The organism is Parageobacillus toebii NBRC 107807 (assembly GCF_003688615.2).
GTDB lineage: Bacteria > Bacillota > Bacilli > Bacillales > Anoxybacillaceae > Parageobacillus_B > Parageobacillus_B toebii.
On sequence record NZ_CP049703.1, the window covers coordinates 2,373,477 to 2,390,415 of the forward strand.

Below are 16,939 nucleotides of genomic sequence, written 5' to 3' on the forward strand. Positions count from 1 at the left end.
TTCCATCCGAGGAGGTGGAATAGTTGCTCACAGAAGAACGTCACCGCATTATATTGGAGCTTCTCGCAGAAAAAGAAGTAGTGAAGCTGCAAGAGCTAGTCGAGGCGACTAATTCATCGGAGTCAACGATTCGCCGAGATTTAACGCAGTTGGAAAAAGAGAAAAAATTGCGGCGTATTCATGGTGGAGCAACACTTCTTCAAAAGAAGCGGGAAGAATTAAGCGTCTTAGAAAAATCAACAAAACATATACAAGAAAAGAAGCGGATTGCTGAGTATGCGGCAAGTCTTGTGCAAAACGGTGATTGTATTTATTTAGACGCTGGGACGACGACGTTCGAAATGATTCCGCATCTGCATGGCAAAGATATCGTTGTCGTGACGAATGGTATTATGCATTTGGATATGCTTCTGGAATATGACGTTCCGACATATTTACTTGGCGGTTTTATGAAAAAGAAAACGAAAGCGCTCATTGGCCGCGGCGCATTGCAATCATTAAAAAGCTATAGTTTTGACAAATGTTTTATCGGTGCCAACGGCGTTCACTACGAATATGGGTACACAACACCTGATCCGGAAGAGGCGATGGTAAAATATACAGCAATGCAGCTATCCCAAAAAGCGTATGTGCTTGCCGATCATTCAAAACTTAATGAAAGCGCGTTTGCCAAAATCGCTGAACTGCATGAGGCGACGCTGATTACGAATGAATTAGCTGAAGAATGGCTAGAACCATATAAAGCAAAAACAGCAGTAGAGGTTGTGACAAAATGATCTATACATGTACATTAAATCCATCTGTTGATTATATTGTGCACGTGGACGAGCTTCGCATTGGCGAATTAAACCGTGCTGTGAAAACGTTGACATTCCCCGGTGGAAAAGGGATCAATGTCTCCCGTGTTCTTAAGAGGCTCGGTATAGAGAGCACGGCGTTAGGATTTATCGGCGGATTTACCGGTGCGTTCATTATCGAACAATTACAAAGCGAAAACATTACCTGTGATTTTGTCGAAGTGCCAGGGAATACGCGCATTAATGTGAAGCTAAAATCAGGAAAAGAAACGGAAATTAACGGTCAAGGGCCAATGATTCAGCCGGAACATGAAGCGGAATTCATGGAAAAAATTCGCGCATTAACGGAAAATGATATCGTCGTTTTGGCAGGAAGCATACCGTCTTCTTTGTCTCCGGACGTTTATGGGAAAATCATTGACGAAGCAAAAAAAGTGAAAGCAAAAGTCGTCGTAGATACAAGCGGCCCGGCATTAAAATCATTGCTCATGCGGAAAGCATTTTTGGCAAAGCCAAATCATAAAGAATTAGCCGAGCTGTTTGATACGACTTTTCACTCGAAAGACGAGATCATGGTCTATGGCCGCCGGTTAGTGGAATTAGGTGTAGAAAATGTCATCGTTTCGATGGCAGGAAATGGCGCTTTCTACTTTAATAGAGAAATGACATTATTTGCTGAGGCACCGAAGGGAACAGTAAAAAATTCCGTTGGTGCCGGTGATTCGATGGTGGCGGGGTTTCTTGCGGCGTATACAAGCGGAAAAAGTTTGGAAGAAGCGTTTGCTTATAGTGTCGCATCTGGAAGTGCAACTGCATTTTCTGAAGATTTATGCACAAAAGACTGTGTCGAACAGCTAGTACATGAAGTAAATGTCATGCGTTTCTAAGGTCATATGAAAAAGGGGGACCATTTTGATGAAAATTACCGATTTGCTTACAAAGGAAACAATTATTCTCCAATTGAAAGCGAAAACAAAAGAAGAAGTAATTGATGAACTTGTCGCGAAACTGCAAGAAGCGGGAGTGTTGCGTGACGCACAAGCGTTCAAAGAAGCGATTTTTGCGCGTGAAGCACAAAGCACGACCGGTGTCGGTGATGGAATTGCCATTCCTCATGCGAAAACAGCCGCGGTAAAGCGACCTGCCGTAGCGTTTGGCCGTTCTGAGAGCGGCATTGACTATGACGCGCTTGATGGAAAACCGAGCCGCTTGTTTTTTATGATCGCGGCGCCAGAAGGAGCGAATAATACACATTTAGAAGCGCTTGCCCGCTTGTCGTCCATGCTAATGGATTCCTCTTTCCGCGCGCGGATTGAAAGCGCTTCAAACGAAGAGGAATTTATTCGGTTGATTGCAGAAAAAGAGGCAGAGGAAACGAAAGAAGCAGAACATACGGCATCTTCACCTTCGAAGCGCAAAAAAGTCATTGCCGTTACTGCTTGCCCGACAGGAATCGCTCATACGTATATGGCGGCAGATGCTTTAAAAGCAAAAGCAGCGGAAATGGATGTGGATATAAAAGTAGAAACAAACGGTTCTAGCGGAGTGAAAAACGAATTAACCAAGCAAGATATTGAGGAAGCGGTTGCGGTCATCGTTGCGGCGGATAAGCAAGTGGAAATGGAGCGGTTCAAAGGAAAACATGTGATTCAAGTACCGGTTGCGCAAGCGATTCGTAAACCGAAAGAGCTAATTGAGCAAGCTCTCAGGCAGGATGCGCCGATTTATCAAGGAAGCAGCGCGAAAGAGGCGACAACGGTAGGAAAGCCGCGTACAGGATTTTATAAACATTTAATGAACGGAGTTTCCAACATGCTTCCATTCGTTGTCGGCGGAGGTATTTTGATTGCGATATCGTTTATCTTCGGTATTAAAGCGTTTGATCCAAAAGATCCGTCGTATCATCCGATAGCGAAAGCGCTTATGGATATCGGTGGAGGAAACGCCTTTGCGTTGATGATTCCAGTGCTTGCTGGTTTTATTGCCATGAGTATTGCGGACCGGCCTGGTTTTGCGCCAGGGATGGTAGGCGGTTTCATGGCGGCAAATGGCGGCGCCGGCTTTTTAGGCGGGTTAATCGCAGGCTTTCTTGCCGGGTATTTAGTGGTTGGGTTGAAAAAAGTATTTAGCCATCTGCCACAGTCGCTTGAGGGAATCAAACCAGTGTTGCTTTATCCGCTTTTTGGCATTTTCATTACGGGACTTATTATGATGTATGTTGTTATCGATCCAGTGAAGGCGTTAAATGAGGCAATGAAGCATTGGCTTGAAAATATGGGAACGGCAAACTTAATTTTACTTGGCGCGATTCTTGGCGGCATGATGGCGGTTGATATGGGCGGCCCGATCAACAAAGCGGCATTTACGTTTGGGATTGCTATGATTGATGCTGGAAATTATGCTCCGCACGCAGCGATCATGGCCGGAGGAATGGTGCCGCCGTTAGGGCTGGCTCTTGCGACGACATTCTTTAAAAAGAAATTTACAAAAGCGGAACGTGAAGCTGGAAAAACATGCTATATCATGGGAGCGACGTTCATTACAGAAGGGGCGATTCCGTTTGCGGCAGCCGACCCGGTACGCGTCATTCCATCCATCATTGTCGGCTCTGCGGTCAGCGGAGCGCTGACGATGTTGTTTCACATTGGCCTTCCAGCTCCGCATGGTGGAATTTTCGTTATTCCAATTGTAAAAGGAAGTTCTTTATTATACGTATTAGCGATTTTGATCGGTTCGATCATTACTGCTTTGATGGTTGGCTTGTGGAAAAAAGAAGTAGAGGAATAATAGAAAAAGCTGAGCGGGATTGTCGCTCAGCTTTTTTATAGAAGGATGATTCTCATGAATTTTTCATGAATAAAAGAGTAATTCATGGTACAATAAACAATTGCAATGTTGCAAAAGGAGAACTTATCGATATGATGAAGACATTTCTTCAACTTGCTTCTTCCAGCAGCAACGCTTGATTCGGACATGGTGAAAGCAAAAGTTTTTCACATACGGGGATTTACAACCAAAAGCGAGGATCCGTTTGTCCAACGGCAGCTTTTGCGGCCAGATACGAGCATTTATTACGGTAAAGATGACTATGATATGAGAAAGGAACTGAATAAATTTTCGAAAGCATCCCATCTTGTATGAATATATCCTAGGAAAAGAAGGAGCCAATTGCAAGGCTCCTTTTCTTTATGAATGTATATCACAATCCAGCACTTCTCCAAGTTTTAGACATTTTAGCCTGCTCTCGTCCAGACCGCGCCGCTTCCATTCAGCAAGCAAACGGTCAAGCGCTTCCTTCGGAGTGTCATCGGCAAGACGAAACGCGCCATAATGCATTGGAATAAAGTAGTCTGCTTGACAGTCGACAAAGGCTTGTACCGCTTCTTCAGGAGTGACGTGCTGCGGACCCATAAACCATTCCGGCTCATACGCGCCGATCGGAAGAAGCGCATAGTCAATCGAAAAGCGTTCGCCAATATCTCGGAATCCACGGAAATAGCCGCTATCGCCAGCAAAATATATCGTCGGTTTTTCCTTCGACCGCATGACCCAGCCACCCCAGTGGGACGTGTTCATATCCCATAACGTCCGCCTTGTCCAATGTTGCGCCGGAACAAACGTAAAGGTCACATCGCCAAACGATTGTTCTTCCCACCATTCGAATTCCGTCACTTGCTTATATCCTTTTCGCCGGAATAAACGGCCAAGCCCAACAGGAACGAATATGCGCGGCGTTCCTTTTAATTTTCGAATGCTCGGAAAATGCAAATGATCATAATGGCCATGAGAAATAAGCACGACATCGACTTTGGGCATGTTATTCAGTGAAATGCCGGGCTCCGTAAGCCGTTTTGCTGTTCCCATGCGCGTTGCCCATACGGGATCGGTGACGATGGTGATACCGTTTAGTTGGATCACAAACGTAGAATGCCCGACCCAAGAAAGCAATGTGCGAAAACGGTTCGTATGAAGAAGTGGATATTGCGGCGGGTCGGCATGAGGAACTTGATACGATAAATCTTTCTTTTTGTTTTTCCGTTCCTTTTGCCAGCGGCGAAAATCAGAAAACGTTTTTTTTGTCGAAACTCCATCTAAGTTTTCGTATCTCTTCATCTGCTTTTCACCCTTTTTATGTGCGCTATAATATAAGAGTAGCAAAATGATTTTTTCAGTAACAAATTTTTGCTTGGTGGTGAAGAAAAATATGTTGCAATCATTTACGATTCGAACAACAAAGCGGGATGAAATGGTTGACATCACTTCATTCGTCGAACAAACGGTTCGTCAAGCTGGAGTGAGAGAAGGATTCGCGATTGTTTATTGTCCGCATACAACCGCCGGAATTACGATTAACGAAAATGCCGACCCTGATGTGAAGCGGGATATGATCCGGCGTTTTGATGAAACGTATCCGTGGGAGCATCCGCTTGATCGTCATATGGAAGGGAATACAGCGGCACATATGAAGGCAAGCACGGTCGGTGCGTCACAACATGTCATTATTACGCATGGAAAGCTGCTTTTAGGAACATGGCAAGGAATCTATTTTTGCGAATATGACGGCCCGCGCCAACGGACGTTTTATGTGAAAGTGGTCGAAGGGTAAACAACTGGCATCCTTCGTCACTAATATTTTTTAGATGTATATAAAGGCCTAAGATCGATCGTCACGATGAGATTTTGTTTTCAATGGCTGGTTCATCGCATTGATGAAACTAACATAACTATAATAATATTATGTAAACTAAAATACGCCGATTAGAAAAAGGACTAACGAAACCGTTAGTCCTTTTCTGTTTGGTGATTAGGAAAGAGCCGTTAAAATGAGCGGACCGTTTTTCGTAATGGCAATCGTATGCTCATATTGTGCGGAATAAGAACCGTCAACCGTTCTTGCCGTCCAGCCGTTTTGATCCATTTTGCTTTGCCATGCGCCGATGTTTACCATCGGTTCAATCGTAATCACCATTCCTTCTTTTAGGCGCAATCCTTTTCCTTTTTCACCAAAGTGAGGAATGTATGGTTCTTCGTGAATCGTTGGCCCAATTCCGTGTCCAGTAAAATCACGGACGACAGAAAAGCCGTTTGCTTCGACATATGTTTGGATCGCATAGCCAATATCCCCGATGCGATTGCCGATAACAGCCTGTTCAATCCCTTTATATAGAGATTGTTCTGTTACATAAAGCAATTTTTTCACTTCTTCGCTTACATCCCCAACCGCATATGTCCATGCGGAATCGGCAAGCGCTCCGTGCAAATTAACAACAAAATCGATCGTCACAATATCCCCGTTTTTTAACGGCTCATTACGAGGAAAACCATGGCAAATTTCGTCGTTGATCGAAGCGCACGTTGCGTAAGGATAACCTCGATATCCTTTTTGTTCCGGTTTTGCGCCATGCTTTGCTAAAAACGTTTCTACAAAGCGGTCGATTTCCATTGTGGTAATTCCTGGCTTAATTAACTGGGCAATTTCTTGATGGCAAGCTGCCAATAATTTTCCTGCTTCGTGCATCAATTTAATTTCTCTTTCTGTTTTTACATGAATCATGGAAAATCTCCTTTTCATTAATGATTTGGAAATGAATATCATAAAATTTATATATGCCGTAATGCAACAAAATCTATTGTGTATTGTAACAAAAAATAGTGTAGAGATAAACGAAAGGGAGTCACAGCAAGGTGATTTCCAATTTACGTAATTTTCCGAAAAAAATAGCACGAACACTCTGTTTTTGATGAAAAAAGAAAGTATGTAACAAATCGTACCGGCTGCTAGAAATAGAGCGCTCTTTAGGTCTTCGATCATGTTGACGTTTTATAATGCTGCAGAAACTTTTTTTCTTCGTTTGTGAGATCGTGAGAATTTGACGAAGAAAGTGGAAGATAAATCGATACTTCTGTTCCTTTATGTATTTCACTTTTAATATGAATCGTCCCATTCATGGATTCAATAATGCGGTATACTACCATCATGCCGAGGCCAGTGCCTTTAATTCCTTTTGCTGTAAAATACGGTTCTCCTAGCCGATCGATTTGTTCTTTTGTCATGCCGACTCCCGTGTCAGAAATTCGAATAAGCATGCGCTGTTTTTCAATAGAAACGTAAATTTGCAGCACACCGCCGTTTGGCATTGCCTCGATGGAGTTTTTCATAATATTGAGTAAACATTGGCGGAATTTTTCGCGCTCTCCAGTTATCGTAAACGGCGCTAATGTTGTTTTTACTTCCACACTGTTCATGTTAGCAAACGGGCGTAAAAGGTCAATCACGCGCTCAATTTCTGTTTTGACATTCAGCTTTTCTACCGATTCGGGGGCTGGTTTCGCAAAAGTTAAGTAATCGGTAATGATCGCTTCTGCACGATCCAACTCTTCAATGGCGATTTGTATGTATTGCTTCCGTTTTTCAGGAGAAAGATGGTGTTGCTCCAACAATTGCATAAACCCGCGCGCAGCGGTAAGCGGATTTCGTATTTCGTGGGAAATGGATGCTGCTAGATGACTCACTACTTCCATTTTTTCCGCACGGATAATTCGTTTCCGCAATTCCATATTTTTATATATCATTTCTTTTAATGAGCAGACAATCAGCATAAATATCGGTTGAACAAACAAATAGGTAAGTGACATGATAGAGGACGATGATGAAATACCTTGAAACATTTGGGCCAGTTCGAGGGATAAAGATCCCGAAAACGCGCATAGTGCAGTGGCAAGCAATATACGATGCTTAGATGATAGCTGCAAAAATTTTTTCGATAAAGTCATGCTTGTTATCATAATAAATATTGAGGTAATGACCGTAACGAGAAATCCGGCCCCTCCAAACAACAAGCGGCAACCAATGGTTACTAAACATAAAAACAAGCTTGTTGCTGGCCCTTTATATAGACTCCCTAACCAAAGAGGTATTTGCCTCAAATCGAAAATGAAATCTGGATCCGAACTGACAGGAATGGTGATACATAAAATAATGACGAGTGCCAAACAAACGGTGAACAAATGTTGTTTGATATGTCTAGGTATATTTCTTTCTTCCACCCATAAAGGAACGATAAAAATTGGAATAAGAATAAAGAACAAATTTAGTAAAAAATCTTTTAAAATAGCAAGCATAGCAGCACCTTCTTTCTCGTAATACGGTATATAGAAGCAAATTTAACGATTAAATATATTACATTGTAAACAATAAACATGTCGGATGTTAAGAGTGAATTTATAGTGTTTTTTTGACATAAATCTTTGTTTTTCAACAAAAAACAGATAGTTATTCTATACTATTTTTTAACTAAAAATATAACTTAAGAGGAATCGTTTGGAAAAAGAGGTCTATCTTTCAGCTGCACTGGCGTTGAAGAAGGGGATAGGGTTATGGAATGTGCTCAATGAAACAGCACCGAATGTGTGGACAAAAGAGCCAGCTGTACATACGGCAAAGAAAGGAGGAGCTGTCGATTTAGAGATTGCCGGCGAAGAAAAGTTAGTAGAAAGCTTAAAAAAGCGGGAAAACGTCTGTAAATGCATACCAGCTGAAGCTGAAAAAGCTGTATGCGCCTTTCTAAAAGAGAAAGTGCCACACTCCATCGAGTGAAACAGGAACAAACGTTAAACGAAAAAATTTATTATATCGTTAAAGGTTTAGGCATGAGCGCTTCTCATGTTTTTTTGTTGTCGACAAAATGTGATATGTAAAGATAACAAAAAGATAATAATTTGTTGATTTTTCTTTGTTCTTTCTCCCGCGGTTTATTTTTATAATTGGTAATGAAAGGGGGATTTTCCTAATATGCGGGAGTCATATAAGCAGTTAATGATTTGGATTGAGAAAAAACAGCCGGTAAAAATTAAAACTGATCAAGGAGAGGCTACGTTTTTGCCTGTCAAACTTTATAAAGATGTCCATAAGTTGTTTGCATATAATCGGAAAATGACGCTTATCAATATTTCTTTAGATAAGGTCATTTCCATTGAACCGACCCGAATTTATGGATCGTTTGATATAAGAGAAGAACAAGTTGTACATATCCATTAAGTGAAAAGAAAGGGAGCGGACTCATTAAAAAAGAGGACGCTCCCTTTTATGTATTGCAGAGCGGGAAGACGTTACCTTAAAATGAAGGTAATTCATATTGCGAGAGGGGGAGGAAACATGCGTGGCAAACGCATCGTCTTATGCGCGTCAAGAAAATTAGAAGAAATGACGACACTCATTGAAAAACAAGGTGGAATAGCGATCGTGCGCCCGGCGCAAGGGATATTATTTTCAAAGGAAGGGGAGCTGGAAGATGAAATTCGTGCTGTTATTGCAATGCGCCCGGACTGGTTTATTTTTACAACAGGCATAGGAGTGGAAACATTACTAGAAGCGGCAGAGAGAGGGAAAGTGAAAGAGGAATGGGTGAAAACGATTCAGCATGCGAACGTAGCGGTTCGGGGGTATAAGACGGCTGCGGCATTAAAGAAAATTGGAGTTGCTCCTGTTGCTTCCAGCGATGATGGAACAACAAAGGGACTTATTCGCTCACTTAATGAATATTCCTTTGCGGGAAAAAAAGTGATTGTCCAATTGCACGGAACCACGTCTCCGACATTAAAGGAGTTTTTGGAAGAAAATCATGCGATATATACCGAGCTGCTTCCGTATCGCCATGTTGCCCCAGATCCCGAAGTGCTCGAAAAGCTGTACGAGGAAGTGATTCACCGAAAAGTAGATGCTGTTTGTTTTACGACGGAGGTGCAAGTTCGTTTTTTATTTTCATTTGTAAAAGAACAAAAAGATATTGAGTGGTTCCGGCAATCATTTAACGAACATGTTATTGCGTGTGCGGTCGGAAAAGTTACAGCTGAAGCGCTTTATGAAGAGGGGATTGTCCGCGTTGTTGCTCCGGAACTAGAGCGGATGGGCGCAATGATTGTTACATTGTCGCAATATTTCGAACGCTAGTCATAGCGATGAAGAAAAATCACGCAGGAAATTTCTTGCGTGATTTTTCTTTGCTTATTTGTGTGACATAGCGCACAACATTTTGAAAGGGAACGGGATAAAATGAGAGACAAAGAAGCAATAGGAGGAATGGATAATGCATTCATTTTGTCATATGGGCGGGCACGAAGAAGTGGAGCTATGTTCAGGTTTAGAGCGTTTAAAGCAGGAGCATGGGCCGTTGCGTGAGCAAATGCATGATTTTTTTGAACTGGCACAGACTATTGGCAACAATGATGAAGTGCAAGATTGGAAAGAACGCTTGCTTGCATTACGGAAAAATGTTCTAGCATTTATTTATGAGTTAGATCCGCACTCAGAGCGGGAAGAAGGTGTGTTGTTTCCAATGATGGCTCGATATATCGGAAGAACGTCCGGTCCGATTGCGGTCATGGAGTATGAACACGAACAAGCGAAACAACGAATCGCATCTTTTTTAACAAAAACAGCGGAGCTTCCAGAAACGGCCGATCGGGAAAGTGCCATGGAGCTTGCCGATATGGTTATCCAAGCATATCATATTTTGTCGGAACACTTTATGAAAGAAGAAAACGTGCTATTTCCGATGGCCGAACGCATGCTATCTGATAAAGAAAAAGAAGAATTGGCTGAAAAAATAAGCCAAATATAAGAAAAACGGGATGCCCCATATAGGGGTATCCCGTTTTTCCATATATATGAAAGGGGGATTTGAGCATATTATATTAATGAATGTTGTTTAGTTGCTCCGCTTGCTTAGGCATGCGTTTACGATAAACGACATAGTTTCGTCTAAGATAACGGAGCGGCAAGCTAAACACGTGCACCAATCTTGTAAATGGCCAAACGGCAAAAATGCCTAATGCTGCGATAATATGAATTTGAAACCAGATTGGCACCTGTTCCATATAAGCTGGGTTTGGCCGGAACATTAGGACGCCGCGGAACCATGGACCGATTGTTGTTCGATAGTCAAAGCCGTTGGAATCGATATTAAGCAGCGTAGAAAAAAGTCCGGTTAAGATGACAATCGCGAGGAAAAAGAGAGCGATCCAATCCCCACGGCTGCTTGTTACTCTAACGCGCTTTACCGCTATGCGGCGGCGGGTCAGAATGATTAGTCCGATCAGAGCAGCCAATCCTGCCGGAATACCACCAGCAAGGGCAATGAGGTGGTATGCTTCTTCCGAAATGCCCATCGTTTCGTAAACGGCTTCAGGAATCAGAATTCCCATGACATGTCCGATAAAAACGAATAAAATTCCCCAATGGAAAAGAAGGCTGCCGAGACGCAACTGCTTTTTTTCCAATACTTCGCTTGATTTGGACGTCCAGCCAAACTGATCGTATTGATAACGCCAAATATGGCCGCCGATAAAAATCGTTAGGACAACGTAAGGCAAAATGACCCAAAGAAATTGTTTCAACATATCACACACTTCCTTTCGGGATTGGCTTCACACCAAGTTCTTCGAACGCCAGGAAAATAGCGTCAAAAATAGCGGTATAAGGACTTTCAATGGCTGCGAGCTGTTTTCGGATTTCATCGATATTGTTTGCATATGTTTCAAAGAGCGGAACAACATATTGTTGTTCCGCGTAGGCGGCAAACTCAAGCATTAGCGGCAAATAATCAGGGAGTTCTTGGTCGGTCGTATCAAAACCGGCCGCTTTATAACGCTGTTTTAGTTGCAAAAGCTCCAAACCGCGCTCGCGCTGCTCGCCTGTATTCATATAGGTAACATACAAATTTGTTTTTTTGCCGAAATCGAACGTTTCGACATATTGTTCCATGCGCTGCTGAGCAGGGATTGTTTGTATGTGATGAATAAAAGTCGTGATATTATTGACGATTGCATCATTTTGTACAGTATGGATTGCTTCTAGGCAGTCGTCTAGCAAGTTTGCCCATTCTTCATCAGGATATGACAATAAATGGGATATGCATAAAAACACGGTTTGCATTTGTTCTTGATCCATCATTTATCACCTCGTATTAAGAGAGCGTGCCGCAAGCACCTGGACCGCCGGCAAATGATAAACCGCAGCTTCCTTGTTCCGCGTATAATTCGGCGACTTCTTCGCGATGGGATGCCGGAATCACGAAGCGGTCTTTATATTTTGCGATCGCTAATAAACGGTACATGTCTTCGATATCTTGTTCGCTTAAATCGAGCTCTTCTATCATGCTGATATCGGGTTGTTTGTTTGTTTGACGCGCGCGCATATAGGAACGCATCGCCGCCATTTTTTTCAACGTAATACGGATGTGTGTTTCATCTCCAGCTGTTAATAAATTTGCTAAATATTGAATTGGGATGCGCATTTCATCAATCGCTGGGAAAATGTCTTCCGCGTTCGCTTTGCTTCCTTTTCCTTCAAACATGTTCATAAACGGGCTAAGCGGAGGAATATACCATACCATTGGCAATGTGCGGTATTCCGGGTGAAGCGGAAGAGCGATTTTCCAGTCGACAATCATTTTATAAATCGGCGAACGCTGCGCTGCTTCAATCCATTCGTCCGGAATACCTTCTTCTTTCGCTTTCGCGATGACTTCTGGATCGTGCGGATCTAAGAAAATTTCAAGTTGAGAATGGTATAACGATTTTTCATCTTCCACGCTTGCCGCTTCTTTCACTTTGTCCGCATCGTAAAGCATCACGCCGATATAACGGATGCGGCCGACGCACGTTTCCGCGCAGATCGTCGGCATGCCCGCTTCAATTCGCGGAAAGCAAAGCGTACATTTTTCCGCTTTATTTGTTTGCCAGTTAAAATATACTTTTTTATACGGGCAGCTTGTCACGCAATGGCGCCATGCGCGGCATGCGTTTTGGTCAACGAGGACGATGCCGTCTTCATCGCGTTTGTACATCGCTCCCGACGGGCAGCTTGAAACGCAAGGCGGATTGATGCAATGCTCGCAAATACGCGGCAAATACATCATAAACACATTTTCAAATTCCGCTTGGATTGCTTGTTCCATTTTGACAACGTTCGGATCTTTTAGTCCGGTAACGTGAGCACCGGCAAGATCGTCTTCCCAGTTTGGCCCCCAAGATAGTTCCATGAACTCGCCGGTGATCGCCGATTTCGGGCGAGCAACCGGCTGATGGCGTTTTTCGGGGCTAGTGGTCAATGTTTCGTAATCATAATTCCATGGTTCATAATAGTCATCAATCGTTGGTTGATACGGATTATAAAACAAGTTGAGAAGGCGCGTTGTTTTTGAGCCGGATTTCAGCTGGAGCTCCCCGTTTTTGAGCTCCCAGCCGCCTTTATATTTGTCTTGATCTTCCCACTGTTTCGGATAACCGATCCCTGGTTTTGTTTCGACGTTGTTGAAATACATATATTCTGCACCGGGACGATTTGTCCACGTATTTTTGCAAGTGACGCTGCACGTATGGCAGCCGATGCATTTATCTAAATTCATGACCATGCCGACTTGCGCTTTAATCTTCAAGCCAATCGACCTCCTCTAATTTGCGAATAATGACATACAAGTCGCGTTGGTTTCCAGTTGGACCGTAATAGTTAAATCCGTAGCTTAATTGCGCATACCCGCCAATCATATGGGTCGGTTTCATATGAATGCGTGTCGGGCTGTTGTGCGTGCCTCCGCGGTTGTTTGTCAGTTTCGTACCAGGAACGTTAATGTGTCGGTCCTGGGCGTGGTGCATAAATGCCATACCGCGCGGCAAACGGTGAGAGACAACAGCGCGTGCGACAACGACACCGTTGCGGTTGAAGCATTCAATCCAGTCGTTATCGCGAATGCCGGCTTCTTCGGCATCATCTTTGTTGATCCAGACGGTCGGACCGCCGCGGAACAGCGTAAGCATTGGCAGCGCATCAAAGTACATGCTGTGAATCGACCATTTGTTATGTGGTGTTAAATAATTCAGAACGATTTCTTTTCCTTTGACGTCCGGACGTTTTTTCGAAAATGGGCGATGCTGCAAGATTGGTTTAAACGTTGCCATTGCTTCGCCAAATTCATGCATTAATTCGTGATCCAAGTAATACGACTGCCGTCCTGTCAATGTCCGCCAAGGAATGAGCCGTTCGACGTTCGTCGTAAACGGTGAATAACGTCTTCCGCCTTTTTCTGAGCCGCTAAACGCCGGTGAAGTGATGACTGTTTTTGGCTGTGCGGTAATTTGCTCGAACGTAAAGCATTCTTCTTCACGTTCTTTCGCTAAATCGACAAGCGACAAGTTCGTCTTTTTCTCGAGCGCTTCCCATGCTTTGACCGCAACTTTTCCGTTTGTTGTCGATGATAGCGCGAGGATCGCTTCCGCCGCATTTTTCGCATCGCTAATATCTGGGCAGCCGGCGGCAATCGACGAGCGTTTGATCGTGCCTAACGTCTTTTTCAATTTTTCGTACTCCTCTTTGACCGACCAGGCAATGCCTTTTGTGCCCATTGGTTGTTTGGCCACGTTCGGTCCAAGGGAGATCATTTTATCGTAAATAAGTGTATAGTCGCGCTCGATGACATGAATGTTCGGCATGGTTTTTCCTGGGATTGGTTCGCACTCGCCTTTACTCCAGTCACGTACTTTGCCGAAAGGCTGTGACAATTCTTGCGCCGTGTCATGAAGAAGAGGAGTCGCCACCACTTCTTTGACCGGCTTCATGCCGATTTGTTTTGCGACATCGGAAACGGCTTTTGCTAATGACTTGAAAATATCCCAGTCTGAGCGTGCTTCCCATGGCGAGGAAATCGCTGGATTAAATGGATGAACAAACGGATGCATATCCGTGCTGCTTAAGTCGTGTTTTTCGTACCATGTTGCAGCAGGAAGAACGATATCGGAATATAGCGCCGTTCCCGCCATGCGGAAATCTAAGTTGATTAATAAATCGAGCTTTCCTTCCGGTGCTTGTTCGCGCCATGTGATTTCTTGCGGACGCAAACTGTCTTGATCATCGTTCATCAATCCGTGTGTGGTGCCGAGCAAATGTTTTAAGAAATACTCATGGCCTTTGCCCGAGCTAGAAATTAAGTTTGCGCGCCAAACGATTAAATTTCTTGGAAAGTTGGCTTCATGATCCGGATCTTCAATCGCAAATCGCAGTGTTTTTTCTTTTAATTGTCGAGCGACATATTGCGCGATTTGTTCCGGTGTCGAAGCGCCGGCGGCAACGGCTTCTTCATACAAGTCAATGCCGTTTTTGTTAAATGTCGGATAAGAAGGCAGCCAGCCAAGCCGTGCTGCAAGAACGTTATAATCAGCATAATGTGAATAACGTGCTTTTTTCACAAGCGGAGAAACAAGTTCATCGACTGGTATTTCTTCATAGCGCCATTGGTCAGTCGCAAAGTAGAAGAACGATGTACCATTTTGCAATTTTGGCGGCATCGTCCAATCGCGCGCTGTCATAATCGTTTGCCATCCTTCTGCCGGACGCAGTTTTTCTTGTCCGACGTAGTGCGCCCATCCGCCACCGTTGACTCCTTGCGCGCCGACGAACAAGACAAGATTTAATACGGCGCGGTAAATCGCATCGGAGTGGAACCAATGGTTAATGCCAGCGCCGACAATAATCATTGAGCGGCCGTTGGTGTCAATCGCGTTTTGCGCGAACTCGCGCGCGATTTTAATCGCTAGCTCGCGTTTGACGCCGGTAATCGTTTCTTGCCATGCTGGCGTGAATGGAACAAGATCATTGTACGTACGGGCGACGTTTCCACCAATCCCGCGGTCGACGCCGTAATTGGCAAGGACAAGATCATAGACGGTCGTTACATACGTTTCGCCATTTTCGGTTTGTATTTTTTTTGCCGGGACGACGCGTTCAATCGTTTCCCTTCCTTCATTAGTAAAGTACGGAATATGAATCGTAACGAGCTCATCTTCGCTCCCTAAAAACGATAGACAAGGTTCAATCGGCTGTTCCGTTTCTTCATCCACCATATGTAAATTCCATTTTCCTTGATCGTCCCAGCGCGAACCGATTGTTCCATGCGGAATCGTAAATGTTTTTTTATTTTCATCGTAAACGACCGGCTTCCATTCGGCGTTGGTGACGTTGCGGCCGAGATCTTTTGCCTGCAAGAAGCGGTCGGCCACCCATTTGTTGCCATCTTTTTTCAAAGTGACAATGAACGGAAAATCGGTGTATGTTTTGGCATATTGCTGGAAGTAAGGAACTTGCCGATCGACGTAATATTCTTTTAAAATGACATGGCCCATGGCCATGGCGAGCGCGCCATCTGTTCCTGGTTTCACGCTGAGCCAATCATCGGCAAACTTTGTCGATTCGGCATAGTCTGGGCTGATTGACACGACTTTTGTACCGCGGTAGCGAACTTCCGCTAAAAAGTGGGCGTCTGGCGTCCGGGTGAGCGGTACATTGGACCCCCATGTAATAATGTAGCCGGAGTTATACCAGTCACTCGATTCCGGAACGTCGGTTTGGTCGCCCCAAATTTGCGGCGATGCAGGCGGCAGGTCCGCATACCAGTCGTAAAAGCTAAGCATCGGTCCGCCTATCAGCTGCATAAAGCGTGAACCGGCCGCATGGCTGACCATCGACATCGCTGGAATTGGCGAAAAACCAACATTGCGGTCCGGACCGTATTTGATGACAGTATATAATAGTGATGTAGCGACAAGCGTTAACGCTTCATCCCAGCTGACGCGGACAAATCCGCCCTTTCCGCGCGCTTGTTTATACCGTTTTGCTTTTTCCGGATTTTCGACGATGCTTTTCCAAGCGTCAAGCGGATTTTTATGTTCTTGTAGCGCTTCCCGCCACATATCCATCAACACGCCGCGCACGTATGGATATTTCACGCGGAGCGGGCTGTAAATGTACCAAGAAAAACTTGCGCCGCGAGGACAACCGCGTGGTTCAAAATCAGGCATATCCGGTCCGGTTGAGGGATAATCAATTTGTTGTCCTTCCCATGTGACGATTCCGTCTTTTACGTAAATGTTCCAGCTGCATGAGCCAGTGCAGTTGACTCCATGGGTGGAACGGACGACTTTATCATGCTGCCAACGGCGGCGGTAAACATTTTCCCAATCGCGGTCGCCGTAGGTCACCTCACTATGGTCATTAGCATATCGTTCGATCGGTTTCATATATTTGAAACGATTCAATAACGGAGATCGCTTTCGTTTCATTTTGTTTCACTCCTTCATCAATTTGTGTAATT

General features: G+C 44.1%; 15 protein-coding genes and 1 pseudogene. 9 read left to right on the forward strand and 7 right to left on the reverse strand.

Features of this window, described 5'->3' with window-relative positions:
- Window positions 1–23 precede the first annotated feature (23 nt).
- The 4 genes and pseudogenes from DER53_RS12090 to DER53_RS12105 all read left to right on the forward strand — a co-directional run.
- The gene (locus DER53_RS12090; protein ID WP_062754246.1) at window positions 24–776 is read left to right on the forward strand and encodes a DeoR/GlpR family DNA-binding transcription regulator; all 753 of its coding nucleotides are present in this window, start codon (window positions 24–26) and stop codon (window positions 774–776) included.
- Window positions 773–1,684, forward strand: a complete 912-nt coding sequence (pfkB, locus tag DER53_RS12095) for a 1-phosphofructokinase (protein ID WP_062754244.1) — start codon at window positions 773–775, stop codon at window positions 1,682–1,684. Before DER53_RS12090 ends, pfkB begins: the two co-directional genes overlap by 4 nt.
- Before the next feature lie 28 nt (window positions 1,685–1,712).
- On the forward strand, window positions 1,713–3,584 hold the full coding sequence (locus tag DER53_RS12100) for a PTS fructose transporter subunit IIABC (protein ID WP_062754243.1): 1,872 nt from the start codon (window positions 1,713–1,715) through the stop codon (window positions 3,582–3,584).
- 153 nt (window positions 3,585–3,737) lie between these two features.
- Window positions 3,738–3,887 (forward strand): annotated as a pseudogene (locus tag DER53_RS12105) (TIGR03943 family putative permease subunit); the annotation flags it as partial.
- Window positions 3,888–3,983: 96 nt separating this feature from the next.
- Here the strand turns inward: DER53_RS12105 and DER53_RS12110 are convergent.
- Window positions 3,984–4,910, reverse strand: coding sequence for an MBL fold metallo-hydrolase (locus DER53_RS12110; RefSeq protein WP_062754239.1), 927 nt, complete (start codon window positions 4,908–4,910; stop codon window positions 3,984–3,986).
- A 91-nt stretch (window positions 4,911–5,001) separates the two neighbouring features.
- Between DER53_RS12110 and DER53_RS12115 the strand changes: the two genes are divergently transcribed.
- Entirely contained in the window at window positions 5,002–5,403 is a 402-nt protein-coding gene (locus DER53_RS12115; protein WP_015863783.1) for a secondary thiamine-phosphate synthase enzyme YjbQ, read from the forward strand.
- Window positions 5,404–5,601: 198 nt separating this feature from the next.
- Here the strand turns inward: DER53_RS12115 and map are convergent, their stop codons facing one another.
- Window positions 5,602–6,351, reverse strand: coding sequence for a type I methionyl aminopeptidase (gene map, locus DER53_RS12120; RefSeq protein ID WP_062754237.1), 750 nt, complete (start codon window positions 6,349–6,351; stop codon window positions 5,602–5,604).
- 254 nt (window positions 6,352–6,605) lie between these two features.
- Window positions 6,606–7,919: an ATP-binding protein gene (locus DER53_RS12125; protein ID WP_015863785.1), complete on the reverse strand. Its 1,314-nt coding sequence runs from the start codon at window positions 7,917–7,919 to the stop codon at window positions 6,606–6,608.
- Between the two features lie 199 nt (window positions 7,920–8,118).
- On the opposite strand from DER53_RS12125, the gene DER53_RS12130 reads away from it, so the two are divergent.
- The 4 genes from DER53_RS12130 (at window position 8,119) to DER53_RS12145 (ending at window position 10,417) form a co-directional block, all read left to right on the forward strand.
- The gene (locus DER53_RS12130; RefSeq protein WP_062754235.1) at window positions 8,119–8,394 is read left to right on the forward strand and encodes a hypothetical protein; all 276 of its coding nucleotides are present in this window, start codon (window positions 8,119–8,121) and stop codon (window positions 8,392–8,394) included.
- A gap of 195 nt (window positions 8,395–8,589) precedes the next feature.
- Window positions 8,590–8,835: a hypothetical protein gene (locus tag DER53_RS12135; RefSeq protein ID WP_062754233.1), complete on the forward strand. Its 246-nt coding sequence runs from the start codon at window positions 8,590–8,592 to the stop codon at window positions 8,833–8,835.
- Between the two features lie 117 nt (window positions 8,836–8,952).
- Window positions 8,953–9,747, forward strand: coding sequence for a uroporphyrinogen-III synthase (locus DER53_RS12140; protein ID WP_062754231.1), 795 nt, complete (start codon window positions 8,953–8,955; stop codon window positions 9,745–9,747).
- A gap of 136 nt (window positions 9,748–9,883) precedes the next feature.
- Window positions 9,884–10,417 (forward strand): hemerythrin domain-containing protein, encoded by a 534-nt coding sequence (locus tag DER53_RS12145; RefSeq protein ID WP_062754230.1) that lies wholly within the window; start codon window positions 9,884–9,886, stop codon window positions 10,415–10,417.
- Between the two features lie 73 nt (window positions 10,418–10,490).
- Here DER53_RS12145 and narI read toward each other — a convergent pair whose 3' ends face one another.
- From narI to DER53_RS12165, 4 genes are read right to left on the reverse strand one after another with little or no spacing between them, the layout of a single operon-like run.
- Window positions 10,491–11,195, reverse strand: coding sequence for a respiratory nitrate reductase subunit gamma (narI, locus tag DER53_RS12150; protein WP_015863790.1), 705 nt, complete (start codon window positions 11,193–11,195; stop codon window positions 10,491–10,493).
- Between the two features lies 1 nt (window position 11,196).
- Window positions 11,197–11,745: a nitrate reductase molybdenum cofactor assembly chaperone gene (gene narJ / locus DER53_RS12155; protein WP_062754228.1), complete on the reverse strand. Its 549-nt coding sequence runs from the start codon at window positions 11,743–11,745 to the stop codon at window positions 11,197–11,199.
- A gap of 16 nt (window positions 11,746–11,761) precedes the next feature.
- Window positions 11,762–13,234 (reverse strand): nitrate reductase subunit beta, encoded by a 1,473-nt coding sequence (gene narH / locus DER53_RS12160; RefSeq protein ID WP_062754227.1) that lies wholly within the window; start codon window positions 13,232–13,234, stop codon window positions 11,762–11,764.
- Window positions 13,224–16,907 carry a nitrate reductase subunit alpha gene (locus DER53_RS12165; RefSeq protein WP_062754225.1) on the reverse strand — a complete coding sequence of 1,228 codons (3,684 nt, stop codon included), beginning with the start codon at window positions 16,905–16,907 and terminating at the stop codon, window positions 13,224–13,226. The genes narH and DER53_RS12165 overlap by 11 nt, the downstream gene beginning before the upstream one ends.
- Between the last annotated feature and the right edge of the window lie 32 nt (window positions 16,908–16,939).

Bases quoted from the DNA above. Each gene is read 5' to 3' on its own strand.
- DER53_RS12145 (WP_062754230.1), top strand. From the start codon at position 9,884: ATGCATTCATTTTGTCATATGGGCGGGCACGAAGAAGTGGAGCTATGT.
- narI (WP_015863790.1), bottom strand. From the start codon at position 11,195: ATGTTGAAACAATTTCTTTGGGTCATTTTGCCTTACGTTGTCCTAACG.
- DER53_RS12100 (WP_062754243.1), top strand. From the start codon at position 1,713: ATGAAAATTACCGATTTGCTTACAAAGGAAACAATTATTCTCCAATTG.
- DER53_RS12140 (WP_062754231.1), top strand. From the start codon at position 8,953: ATGCGTGGCAAACGCATCGTCTTATGCGCGTCAAGAAAATTAGAAGAA.
- map (WP_062754237.1), bottom strand. From the start codon at position 6,351: ATGATTCATGTAAAAACAGAAAGAGAAATTAAATTGATGCACGAAGCA.
- pfkB (WP_062754244.1), top strand. From the start codon at position 773: ATGATCTATACATGTACATTAAATCCATCTGTTGATTATATTGTGCAC.
- DER53_RS12125 (WP_015863785.1), bottom strand. From the start codon at position 7,919: ATGCTTGCTATTTTAAAAGATTTTTTACTAAATTTGTTCTTTATTCTT.
- DER53_RS12165 (WP_062754225.1), bottom strand. From the start codon at position 16,907: ATGAAACGAAAGCGATCTCCGTTATTGAATCGTTTCAAATATATGAAA.
- DER53_RS12135 (WP_062754233.1), top strand. From the start codon at position 8,590: ATGCGGGAGTCATATAAGCAGTTAATGATTTGGATTGAGAAAAAACAG.
- DER53_RS12115 (WP_015863783.1), top strand. From the start codon at position 5,002: ATGTTGCAATCATTTACGATTCGAACAACAAAGCGGGATGAAATGGTT.
- DER53_RS12110 (WP_062754239.1), bottom strand. From the start codon at position 4,910: ATGAAGAGATACGAAAACTTAGATGGAGTTTCGACAAAAAAAACGTTT.
- narJ (WP_062754228.1), bottom strand. From the start codon at position 11,745: ATGGATCAAGAACAAATGCAAACCGTGTTTTTATGCATATCCCATTTA.